The organism is Prevotella illustrans, from assembly GCF_017426725.1.
Classification (GTDB): Bacteria; Bacteroidota; Bacteroidia; order Bacteroidales; family Bacteroidaceae; genus Prevotella; species Prevotella illustrans.
Window position 1 is genome coordinate 44,426 of sequence record NZ_JAERMS010000016.1, and the last position, 11,693, is coordinate 56,118.

Here is an 11,693-nt window from a genome sequence, read left to right on the forward strand (position 1 = left end):
TAAAGATATGGAAATCAAGCAAGATTGGAAGGAGAAAGGCTATGTCGACGAGGCGGTCGACGCGTCATTGGACTTGAAGGCGGAGATTCGCCGGCTCTGCCGTGAGAAGGACGCTGTGGTCCTGGCACATTATTATACGGTGGGCGACATACAGGACGTGGCCGACTTCGTGGGCGACTCGTTGGCGCTGGCCCGCGAGGCCGCCGATACCGACGCCCGTGTAATGGTGATGTGCGGCGTGCACTTCATGGCCGAAACGTGCAAGCTGCTCTCGCCCACGAAGACGGTGCTCTGTCCCGACCTCACGGCGGGCTGTTCACTGGCCGACAGCTGTCGGGCCGACGACCTTCGCCGATTCAAGGAACAGCATCCGGGCTATCAGGTGGTGAGCTATGTCAACACCACGGCGGCCGTAAAGGCCCTGACCGACTGCGTAGTGACGAGCGGCAATGCCAAACGGGTGATCGACAGTTTTCCGCCCGACGCCAAGATAATCTTCGGACCCGACCGTAACTTAGGCGACTATCTCAACAGCGTCACGGGCCGCGACATGCTCCTTTGGAACGGCGGTTGCCACGTACATGAGAAGTTTGGCGTCGACGTCATCATGAAACTCCGTCGGCTGCATCCCCAAGCCGTCGTCATGGCTCATTTGGAATGTAAGGCGCCCGTCCTGGCTCTGGCCGATGTAAAAGGCTCCACGGCCGCCATGCTCGCCTACGTCCGGGCTCATCCCGAGACCACGGAGTATATCGTAGCTACGGAGGCCGGCATTCTGCACGAGCTGGAGCGCGCCCATCCTGCCGCCACGTTCTATCCTGTGCCGCCCGAGGTGAGTGAAGGCGGACCGGGATGCGCCTGCAACGAGTGCGAATATATGAAGAAGAACACGCTCCGCAAGGTCTATCTGACCCTGAAATACGGATGGCCCACGGTGGAGGTGGACCCCGCCATCGCTGCCGACGCCGTGAAACCCATCGAACGGATGCTGAGGATATAATGGGAAATGTGGAATGGGAAATGTGAAATGAGGAGTGGGGAATGGGGAGTGGGAAATAACGGATTCACGCGATGAATGAAATTATAATCAGGCGAATCAGACAGGGCGACGAAAAGGCGTTTGAGGCTGTCTATCGCGAATACTATCCATTGTTGTGCCGGTTTGGCATGCAGCTTCTCCATAACGCCGAACTGGTAGAGGAGGTGGTCGACGACGTGTTTTTCGCGCTATGGGAACGGCGTTCCGAGATAGACATACAGTCGCTGAAGGCCTACCTGCTGAAAGCCGTGCGCAACAAGAGTCTGAACGAACTGAACTCACTTGGTCATCGGCAGCGGCAGATGACCGGTCGAATCGACATGGGCGACCGGCTGGATTTCATCTCATCGCTGTTCGACGATGCCCATCCCTTGGAACAGTTGCTGGTCAGAGAGGCCGAGGAACGGCTCAGCCAAATCGTCGACAGCCTGCCCGAAGAGGACCGAAGGGTCTTCATGATGCAGCGGACGGAGGGAAAGACCTACGCCGAGATAGCCATGGAGCTGGGTATCTCGGTCAACACGGTGAAATATCACATGAAGAAGACCATACGCCTGTTGTCCGACGCGATGGGGCGGTGCCTTCTGCTGTTGCTTCTTATCAAATAAAAAAAATCTTTTTTTCTTTTTCTCGCTACCCTTTCTTCATCTTTTTTGGTCATACTTTATTGAAAGATGAAGAAAAATGAAAGAATCAAACCCCGATATCGACCTGCTGATAGGTTCCTTTATTGATGGAACCATCAGTCGTGAGGACTTCCTGACGCTGAAAGCGTGGACCTGGGAGTCGGACGACCATGCGGCATACGTGCGCCGTTGTCTCCAGACACTGGTGGCAGCCCGCACGGCGAGTGGCGAATCCTCTTTCGACACCGAGGCCGCCATCGCCCGTTTCCACGCCCGTGTCGGTCGCGAGCGTACAGGCAGTGGCATAAAGCGGGTTTGGTTGCGCCGGGTGGCCGCCGCAGCGGTGGTCCTTCTCGTCGTGTTGCCGTGGATAGGCTACCGCTTGGGAACCAATGCCGTCAAGAGCGACTTCTCGAGTGTGGTGACGGAAGTTCCCGAAGGGTCGCAGCTGAACCTGAAACTGCCCGACGGTACCACGGTGAAGCTCAACTCGGGGTCGACATTGACCTATTCGCAGGGCTTCGGTATTACCGACCGTGAGGTGATTATTGACGGGGAAGGCTACTTCACCGTCAAACACGACGACCGGCTGCCTTTCAAAGTAAGCACCCGTGAGCTCGTTCTCCACGACCTCGGCACCGAATTCAGCTTCAGGAGTTATCGTCAGGACGATTACGCCCGGGTGAATCTCTTCGAGGGAAAGGTCAGTCTCGACAACGAGGTAGCGCATACCGCGGGCCATGAAATGCTGCCCGGCGAGCGCGTCGTGATGAACAAGCGCACCGGCCGAATCGTCAAGACCTCTTTGGAAAAAGACGCGCGTACGGCCCGCGAGATGACCGAACTGACCTTCGACAACGCCACGGTGGCCGAGATAGCCCGCGAACTGTCGCGAAGTTACGGCGCACGCGTAGAAGTGGCTGCCGGAGTGGCCGGCCGACGATTCTACGGTTCGTTCAATCGCAAGGAGAACACCTTGGAACAGGTGTTGGCCGTGATGTCGGACACCTGGCAGATACGCTATAAGAGAGAAAAAGAAAAATACATTTTATATTAGTACATATCAAGCAACCATCAAAACACAGCAGCCCATGAAAAGAAAAAACATGTGCCGTCTCGGCAAGAGATTTCTCCTGATGGCCTGTATCGCCTGTCTTGCGGTCATCGCGGCGTCGGCTCAGAAACTGACGTTCAACGTGAGCAACGTCACGGTGAAGCAGGCTATGTCGCAATTAAAGAAACAGACCGGTTATTCCTTCGTGTTCTACGCCGAAGACATCGACGTAGACAAGATTGTCAGTGTGAAGGCCGACAACGCCGACCTGACACGGATTGTCGGTCAGATTCTGGCTCATCAGAACGTGAATTACGAAATCAAGGGAAAGAACATCGTCGTCAACAAGGCGCGCGGCGTCCGCACCCCCGTAGCCAACGCTTCCACGGAAGCCAAGCGGAAGGTAAGCGGCAAAATCGTAGACCCGGCCGGTGAACCCGTTATCGGGGCCACCGTGAAAGAAGAGGGTACCGGAAACGCCACCGTGACGGACATAGACGGCAATTACACCTTCTACGTAACGGACGCCAACGCCAAGCTGTACGTCAGTTACGTGGGTTATCGTCCCCGGACGGTGAAGCTCTCCGAAAGTTCGCTTATCAGGTTGAGTGAGGACACGGAATCACTCAACGAGGTGGTCGTCATCGGCTACGGCACCGTGAAGAAGAGCGACCTGACCGGCTCGGTGGTGTCCGTGGGCGAAGGAAAGTTTACGGAGGGTATCACCACCAACGCCTTCCAGATGATCAACGGCAAGGCGGCGGGCGTGAACGTCAGCCAGACGAGTTCAGCGCCCGGTGCCTCTACCAAGATACAGATTCGCGGTGCCGGTTCGATCAACAGCAGCAACGACGCCCTTGTCGTGGTGGACGGCATGCCCGGCGTCGACCCGTCGTCTGTCAATGCCGATGACGTGAAGTCCATCGAAGTGCTGAAAGACGCCTCGGCGGCGGCCATCTACGGAACGCGGGCGGCCAACGGCGTGATTCTGATCACCACGAAGTCGGGGGCGAAAGCCTCGTTGCGGGTGAAGTTTGGCGCGGAACTGGGATTCCAGTCGGTTGCCAAGCGGATGAAAGTGTTGAACGGCCGCGACTATATGGAGACGTTGAACGCGCTGCGATCGGAGTCGAATCATCCCGACGGCGCCATCTATACGCAGGATCAAATCAATTCCGTAGGTCGCGGAACCGACTGGCAGGACGAGATTTTCCGTAACGGTGCGCCCGTTCAGAACTACAGACTCGGGTTCTCGGGCGGCGGCGAGAAGCACACGTTCTATCTGGGATTAGGCGTCATGGATCAGCAGGGACTGGTCGATCGGTCTAAGCTGACTAAATACAACGTGAGGGCCAACGTCAACCTGACGCCGACCGACTTTCTGCGTTTCAAGTTCAACATGAACTATACGCGTGACGACGGAACCTCCATCTTCGAGGGAACGGGCGTCAACGAAGGTGCCGGCGTTATCAATTCCGCCATCCAGTTCGACCCTACCCTTCCAGCCGGAAAGAATCCGGAAACGGGCCGCTATTACACGAACGACTATATCTCGCTCGACAATCCGCTGGCTCTTCTGAAAGGCATCGATACCGACCGCCATTCCAACAACGCCTACGGCACGTTGGCCGTGGAGCTGGAACCGTTGAAGAACCTGATTCTGACGGCGAGGGTGGGCGCGACGGTCAATTCGTATATGAATAATTTCTACCGCACACGCGAGACCATAACCGGCCTGGCTTCGGGCGGCTCGGCCAACAAAAGGAGCGGCGAAAGCACGCAGTGGCTTGCTGAGTTCCTGCTGAACTACAGTAAGACGTTTCATGAAATCCACGACCTTTCCGTCATGTTCGGTACCACCTACGAGCAGTTCCTGTCGGAATACGTCACGGGCAACGCCACAGGATTCCTGTCGGACGTGTTGAGCTACAACAACATGCACGGTGGCGATACGCTCAACGGCGACGACGTGTACTCGTTCAAGAGCCGCAACAGGCTGCACGGACTTCTCGGCCGGTTCAACTACAACCTGCGCGACAAGTATCTGCTTACGGCGTCTTTTCGTTACGACGGCACGTCGCGCTTCTCCGAGAACCACAAATACGCCTTCTTCCCGTCCATGGCCCTCGCGTGGAGAATGTCGGAAGAATCGTTCATGAAACGGCTGAAGCAGCTGAGTTACCTGAAGCTGCGCGTAGGATACGGTAGGCTCGGCAACCAGGGAATCAACAATTACGCGACCCTCCGCACGCTGGTAGCGGGCGGTTCGGTTGTCTTCGGCAATTCGCTTTCGCAGGGATTGGTGTTGGCGCGACTGCCCAATCCCAACCTGCGGTGGGAGACGACGGAGGAATATAACGTAGGCGTGGACTTCGGTTTCTTCGATAATCGGATCTCGGGCAGCGTCGACCTCTTCGTCAGAAACACCAAAGACCAGCTGTTCGACAAGCTCTTGCCGTCGGCCATCGGCTTCTCTTCGGTAAAAGTCAACGCAGGCAACGTGCGAAACTCGGGTCTGGATCTCGTCCTCAATACCGTGAACGTCCGGTCCAAGAGACTGAGTTGGGAAACGTCGGTCAACCTGTCGTTGCTCAAGAATGAGGTGAAGAGCCTGCCCGACTACATGCCGCGGCTGATTACCGGCGACATCGCGTCGTTCGTATCGGGATTCAACATCACGCGGGTGGGCGACCCCATCTACGCTTTCTACGGCTTCAAGGTGGACGGTATCTTCCAGCAGGGCGACGACATCGCCCATTCCGCCCAGCCCAATGCCCGTCCCGGCGACCTGAAATTCCACAACTATGATAACGACGACCGCATCACGTCGGAGGACCGCACCATCCTGGGCAAGCCGTTTCCCGACGTCACCTTCGGCATCACCAACACCTTCAAGTACAAGAACTTCACCTTGGGCGTGTTCCTGCAGGGCGTTTACGGTATCAGCACCTTGGATGTCAATGTGCTGGAGTCGCTCTACCCTACCAACGAATACCGTAACCGTCTGGCCAAATACTACAAGAACCGCTGGACTCCATCCAATCCCACCAACCGTTATCCCAGTGGCGTGAATCCCACGAATTACGGCGGACAGTATGTTGTCAATTCTCTGACAGTCGTAGACGCGTCGTTCCTCCGTGTGAAGAATGTCAGCCTCACCTACGACATCCCTCTGAAGAGCCACAGAATACTCCAGACGGCGCAGGTTTACGCCTCGGTGGACAACCTGTGTACCTTTACAAGCTACGACGGATTCGACCCCGACGCCAGCGTTACCGGCTCGTCCAGCGTCTCCAAAGTCAATTATAACAGTTATCCTCTCTCCAGAACGATTCGCTTTGGAGTAAACCTGACCTTTTAACGTGTACCGACAATGAAACATTCGAAATTATCATTAGCCCTTTCCGCCGCGCTTTTCTGCGTGACGCTGTCCGGATGCAAGGACTTCTTAGATGAGAAAGTATATACGGAATACGACCCTTCCGCGCTTCTGAAAGAGCGAAACGGCGTCGACGCCTTGCTGGCCGGCGCCTATTCGAGGTCGAGAATCGTGCAGTATGAAAGCCGCAACTATATGTACCTCTTCAACGAGTTTCCCACCGATATCGCCTTCGAGACGGGCGGAGGACTGGAGCGTAACGCGGCGCCGTTCATCAATTACGCGTGGTCCGTGGACGATCAGCTGCTCAACAGTTTCTGGACGAAGATGTACACGGCCGTATCGAGCGCCAACGCCGTGCTCGACGTCACGTCGGGACTGTCGGGAATATCGGAGGAAAAAGTCAATTCCATACGCGGTGAGGCTTGCTTTATCCGCTCTTCTTCCTACTATTTCCTGTATAATCTCTTCGGAACCGTGCCCATCATCGAGATTCCCGACGGCGCCTCGCCCGAAAAGATAGAGGAAATAGGCCGGTCTACGCCCCGTGCGACGCACGAGCAGATGGTCAGATACATGGAAGAAGACCTGACTTTCGCGGCGGAACATCTGCCGGTGAAAGAGGAACCGATCGGCCATGCCACGAAAGGGGCCGCGCTGGCCGTTCTCACGAAGCTGTACATGCACGAGAAGGACTGGTCGAAGGTGGTGGCCACGGCCCAAAAGATCATCGACCTGGGCTATTACTCGCTCTACGACGATTACACCAAACTCTTTACGGTAGAGGACGAAAGCAATCGGGAATTCATTTACAGGGCACCTTGCATCGCGCAAAGCGGCTATGCCAACAACTACATGGCCCACGCCTTTCCACCCAACTATCCCGTTCAGAGCACTGGGCCAACTTCGGAGCGCAGTTTCGCACCTATACCGCTTTCTATGACACGTTCGGCGACGATGACACAAGGAGGAAACTCCTCATTACGCGTTACACCAACCAGTCGGGACACGAGGTGGAATTGCTCAGAGACGCCAAGGGCAACCCGCTGAACAACGTGCGCAGCTTCAAGTATTGGCCCGATCCCAATGCCGTAGGCGAGCACATGGGAAACGATATCGTGTACGTGAGGTACGCCGACATCCTGCTCTGCAAGGCGGAGGCCTTGAACGAACTCAACGGACCGAATGAGGAGAGTGTCAGTCTGGTCAATATGGTTCGTAAACGAGCCAAGACGACACTCATATCGCTATCCGATTATCCCACCAAAGAGCGGTTCAGAGACTTCATCCTGGCCGAACGCGGCAGGGAATTCTATACGGAAGGCTTGCGCAGGGAAGACCTCATCCGCCACGGAAAACTTATTTCCGACGCACGGGCAAGGGGCAAAGACGCCAAGGATTACCAGACACTCTACCCCATCCCTCTGCGACAGATGGAGGCAAACGACCGTCTTGAGCAGAATCCGGGTTATGAGAGTCACAAAAAATAGATTCAACGTTTGACTTTTTAAGCATAATGAAAGATCTCAGATTTTATTCTTTCCTTTTAGCTTCCGCGTCGTCGGCCACGCCCATGGCCGCCACGGGGGAGCCGACGCGGCCCAACATCATCCTCTTCATGGTGGATGACATGGGGTGGCAGGATACATCGGTACCGTTCTGGACGCAGCCGACGCGGCTGAACCGAACCTACGAGACGCCCAACATGGAACGGCTGGCGGCCGAGGGAATGCTGTTTACGCAGGCCTACGCCTGTCCCATCAGTTCGCCGAGCCGGTGCAGCCTGATGACGGGGTCGAACGCCGTGCGCCATCGCGTGACGAACTGGACGCTTGAGAAGAATATCGTGACCGATGACGATGACGATCGTGTGGCCGTGCCCGACTGGAACTACAATGGTATCTGCCAGACCGAGGACGTCGACCATACCTATCCGGCCGTGTCGTTCGTCGAACTGCTTCGCCGTGGCGGCTATCACACCATCCACTGCGGCAAAGCTCACTGGGGCGCCATCGATACGCCGGGCGAGAATCCGACGCATTTCGGATTCGAGGTGAACATATCGGGACATGCCGCCGGCGCGCCAGCCACCTATCTCAGTGAAGATAATTACGGACACAGGAAGGACGGCACGCCCACTTCCCGCTTCTCCGTGCCGGGACTCGATAAATACTGGGGCACAGGAACGTTTCTCACCGAAGCGTTGACGCGCGAGGCGCTGCGGGCTCTGGGACAGGCGAAGGCCTACGGACAGCCGTTCTACCTGTATATGTCGCATTACGCGGTGCATGTGCCGATAGATCGCGACGAGCGTTATTTCTCTAAATACATAAGGAAGGGACTCTCCGACAAGGAAGCCGCCTACGCCTCATTAGTGGAAGGAATGGATCATAGCTTAGGCGAGATTCTCGACTGGCTCGAGAAGAACGGTGAGGCCGAGCGCACCATCGTCATTTTCATGAGCGACAACGGCGGTTATGCCACGGGCAGCCAATGGCGCGACGAACCGCTGTTTACGCAAAACGCGCCGTTGAACTGCGGAAAGGGGTCGCTCCACGAAGGAGGCATTCGCGAACCGATGATCGTGAGGTGGCCCAAACGGGTGGTGGCGGGCAGTCGGTGCGACCGTTACATCATGATAGAGGACTTCTACCCTACCATTCTGGAGATGGCGGGAATCGGGAAATACCGGGTGCCGCAGACGATAGACGGCAGGAGCTTCGTGCCGCTGCTGACCGGTACGGGCGATCCGTCGCGCGGCCGCAGCTTGGTGTGGAACTATCCGAACGTATGGGGCAACACGGGACCGGCCATCAGCCTGAACTGTGCCATCAGAAAGGGCGACTGGAAACTCATTTACAGTTACAAGACGGGGAAGAAGGAGCTGTATAACATCCCGCGGGATATCGGTGAGAAGAACGACCTGGCGGCCCGTTATCCGCAATCGTCAAGTCGCTCTCCCGTGAGTTGGGCGATTATCTTAGAAAGAATGGCGGTCAGCGCCCGTCGTTTAAAGCGACCGGACAGCCCTGTCCATGGCCCGACGAGCCATGGACCTACCTCGGCCCTCCCAAAGGGAGGGAGAACTAACTGAAGAGTGTGGAGTGTGAAATGTAGACAGCTTATCTTTTCACACTCCACATTTTATATTTCCCACTTCTCATTTATCATTTCCCACTTAGCTTTATGTCTTTCTTGGCCGCTTGCGGCCCTTATGTCCTGTTCCGACAATCTGAAAAATATGTTTTTATGTCTTTATGTCAAAAAAACAACATGAACAAAAAATATGTCCTTATGTCTTTATGTCAAAAAACATCATGTGAAAAACATGTCCTTATGTCCTTAAAAACAACATGAGGAAAACATGTCCTTCTGTCTTTACTCTGAATAATCTTTACATCCACCCTCCAAAAAGTGGCATTATTCCGGAAAAGAAAAGACTTGGACGAAAATAAACGATTGTAGAGCCAGTTTATAAATCGCTGGTTATCAATACGTTGTGCTTTTTAAGGCGTTTTCCTTTCACTTTTTTACCCTTATTAGCTATGTTTTTAGCCTGTCATTGCGGCCCTTTCATCGGCTGAAAGTTATGCTTTAGCGGCGTCATCGCTATGCTTTGAGTCGATAAAAGCATAGCTTTGGGCATAAAAGGATATCAAAATCGGCAAACCGAAGGGATTTTTCAGCGTGCCGGCACTTAGATGAAGCGTTACGTAAGTGTTAAAATAATGCGATTTTTTCTGACAAAATCACTTGTAGGCTTGTCCCCACAAATTATCGGATAAGCCCTTTGTGAGAGCGGAACGTGATGAATCACGCCCCTACGCCTGCCGGATGAAATCATCGGGAGGATGCGAAATATATGGCGTGCCGCCCCCTCCGATGAAAATAGAGTTTTATTTGATGATTACCTTGCGGCCGCCGACGATGTAGGCGCCTGCGGACAGTTGGCGGCGTGCGGCGTCGGCGAGGCGATCGGCCACGCGCCGACCTTGCAAGTCGTACACCGGACCGCTAAATCCCGTCGCGTCGTCCGTCACGCCATCGATGCCGGTGGTCTCGTCGTCGAGGATGATGGAGAACTCCTTGGCGCCTTGACTGCCGTTGCGGACAATATAGGCACGGTAGGGAGGAACCGTGGCGGCGAGGTTGTCGGTCGTTACCTTGTGGAATTTGCCGTTGCTCTGCAGGATGTAGGCGTTGGCGGCGGCAGCGTTGTCCACGCCGTCTATCGTGCCCACGAAGCTGTACTTGCCGGCGGTGGTCGTCAAAGCGGCGGCATTGAAGGCTTTCACCTCTATGTCATTGCCGCCGAGCTGTGGCGTGCCGTCAGCCGTGAGCAGGTAAGGCTTGTAGGCCTCGAGCTTGTCGGTTACAGGCGTGAAGCGTACCGCTCCGGCATAGCCTTGCGTGCCCGAGAGGGTGTAGGCCTTGAAGCCGCTGATGGGCAACTCGTAAGGCAGGCAAAGGGTGGCCTTGTCTACGGCGAGCGTGCGCGTGTTCGTTACGGTGGCGGCGGTGAAGTCAATGCCGATGGGCAGCGGCGTGCCGTCGGTGAGCACGAAGTCTTCGCACACCCACTTGGCGTTCGGCGTGTCGTAGTAGACGTAGTTGGTCTTGCTCTTGTCGCCCTCGCTGTAGAGATCAGGCATTTCGCCCAGCTGCTGTGCCCAATAGCAAGCGTTGGTGCGGTCGCCTTGCAGGCGTTTCGTTATCTCGCCGCTCTTCAGCTGCGCCTCGGTCACCTGTGTGCCCTCGCCTCGCCGCAGGTGTTGAGGTAGTAGCAGTTGTTGATGGTGGCGTCAGCGGGGGCGAAGGTGTAGCTCTCGTCGCCGGCGTTGTTCGTGCCGAGGTAGAGACAGTTGTTCAGGGTCATGGTGGCGTTGAGTGCCCAATCATTATTTATAAATCCTCCCATACCTTTCTTGCCTTTGTCGGTCATGGCGGTAATATTGCCCTTGACGACGCAGTCGGTAAAGGTAACGACGGAACCGTAGTATCTAGAGCTAAGCATGCCCCCTAATTGGTTTGTGACATATGGATTGTTGCACATGAGATCCACGTCGCTGACGCAGCCCGAGACTGTGGTTGTGCCGGCCACGCAATAAATCAATCCGGACAACGCAAAATTGTTCGATGCGATTTTTCCTTGGGTGCGCAGGTTCTTGATGGTGGCGCCATTCACATACTTGAAAGGGGCTGTTCTTTCGCCTGTGTTAGTCCAATTGAAAGAGAGCGTATATCCCTGCCCGTCGAACGTACCGGAATAAGATTTGTCTGTTCCCAACATCACGATGTCCGTGCCGAGGTCGACGTCGGCGGTCATGATGGCGTTGAGCCCGGTTTCTCCGTTGTTCACGCGGTTGCAGAATGCCTGCCAGTCGGCCTTCGAGCCGATGCTGATGTCGTTGCTGCCCTGTGCCCATGCCGGTATGGCCGGCACGAGGATAAACAGGAAGAGGCTGAGCCTCTGGATGATGTCTTTTGTCTTCATATTAAATTGAAATTGAAAAATTAAATGATTGCGTTTTGAAATTTGAAGTTTGAAAATAATGATTTGTTATGATTTGTCCGATTTGTAAGATTTATTCCTAA

At 55.2% G+C, this 11,693-nt stretch carries 8 protein-coding genes and 1 pseudogene; 7 read left to right on the forward strand and 2 right to left on the reverse strand.

Features of this window, described 5'->3' with window-relative positions; translation table 11 throughout:
• Positions 1–7: 7 nt before the first annotated feature.
• From nadA to JHU38_RS06670, 7 genes and pseudogenes are all read left to right on the forward strand, one after another.
• On the forward strand, positions 8–1,000 hold the full coding sequence (gene nadA, locus JHU38_RS06645; RefSeq protein ID WP_107582333.1) for a quinolinate synthase NadA: 993 nt from the start codon (positions 8–10) through the stop codon (positions 998–1,000).
• 71 nt (positions 1,001–1,071) lie between these two features.
• Entirely contained in the window at positions 1,072–1,647 is a 576-nt protein-coding gene (locus JHU38_RS06650; protein ID WP_107581416.1) for an RNA polymerase sigma-70 factor, read from the forward strand.
• Positions 1,648–1,723: 76 nt separating this feature from the next.
• Positions 1,724–2,722, forward strand: a complete 999-nt coding sequence (locus JHU38_RS06655; RefSeq protein WP_107581415.1) for a FecR family protein — start codon at positions 1,724–1,726, stop codon at positions 2,720–2,722.
• Positions 2,723–2,756: 34 nt separating this feature from the next.
• Entirely contained in the window at positions 2,757–6,080 is a 3,324-nt protein-coding gene (locus tag JHU38_RS06660; RefSeq protein ID WP_232369866.1) for a TonB-dependent receptor, read from the forward strand.
• A gap of 12 nt (positions 6,081–6,092) precedes the next feature.
• Positions 6,093–7,148, forward strand: coding sequence for a RagB/SusD family nutrient uptake outer membrane protein (locus JHU38_RS06665; RefSeq protein WP_232369867.1), 1,056 nt, complete (start codon positions 6,093–6,095; stop codon positions 7,146–7,148).
• On the forward strand, positions 7,112–7,588 hold the full coding sequence (locus JHU38_RS12400; protein ID WP_233246600.1) for a RagB/SusD family nutrient uptake outer membrane protein: 477 nt from the start codon (positions 7,112–7,114) through the stop codon (positions 7,586–7,588). The genes JHU38_RS06665 and JHU38_RS12400 overlap by 37 nt, the downstream gene beginning before the upstream one ends.
• A gap of 83 nt (positions 7,589–7,671) precedes the next feature.
• Positions 7,672–9,188: pseudogene (locus tag JHU38_RS06670) on the forward strand (sulfatase).
• A gap of 806 nt (positions 9,189–9,994) precedes the next feature.
• Here JHU38_RS06670 and JHU38_RS12405 read toward each other — a convergent pair.
• Positions 9,995–10,843, reverse strand: a complete 849-nt coding sequence (locus tag JHU38_RS12405) for a hypothetical protein (RefSeq protein WP_232369868.1) — start codon at positions 10,841–10,843, stop codon at positions 9,995–9,997.
• Positions 10,840–11,592 carry a hypothetical protein gene (locus tag JHU38_RS12410; RefSeq protein ID WP_232369869.1) on the reverse strand — a complete coding sequence of 251 codons (753 nt, stop codon included), beginning with the start codon at positions 11,590–11,592 and terminating at the stop codon, positions 10,840–10,842. The genes JHU38_RS12405 and JHU38_RS12410 overlap by 4 nt, the downstream gene beginning before the upstream one ends.
• Between the last annotated feature and the right edge of the window lie 101 nt (positions 11,593–11,693).

What these genes read in the sequence shown, in the direction of transcription:
- JHU38_RS06650 (WP_107581416.1), top strand. Translation starts at nt 1,072, where the DNA reads ATGAATGAAATTATAATCAGGCGAATCAGACAGGGCGACGAAAAGGCG.
- JHU38_RS06655 (WP_107581415.1), top strand. Translation starts at nt 1,724, where the DNA reads ATGAAAGAATCAAACCCCGATATCGACCTGCTGATAGGTTCCTTTATT.
- JHU38_RS12410 (WP_232369869.1), bottom strand. Translation starts at nt 11,592, where the DNA reads ATGAAGACAAAAGACATCATCCAGAGGCTCAGCCTCTTCCTGTTTATC.
- JHU38_RS06665 (WP_232369867.1), top strand. Translation starts at nt 6,093, where the DNA reads ATGAAACATTCGAAATTATCATTAGCCCTTTCCGCCGCGCTTTTCTGC.
- JHU38_RS06660 (WP_232369866.1), top strand. Translation starts at nt 2,757, where the DNA reads ATGAAAAGAAAAAACATGTGCCGTCTCGGCAAGAGATTTCTCCTGATG.
- nadA (WP_107582333.1), top strand. Translation starts at nt 8, where the DNA reads ATGGAAATCAAGCAAGATTGGAAGGAGAAAGGCTATGTCGACGAGGCG.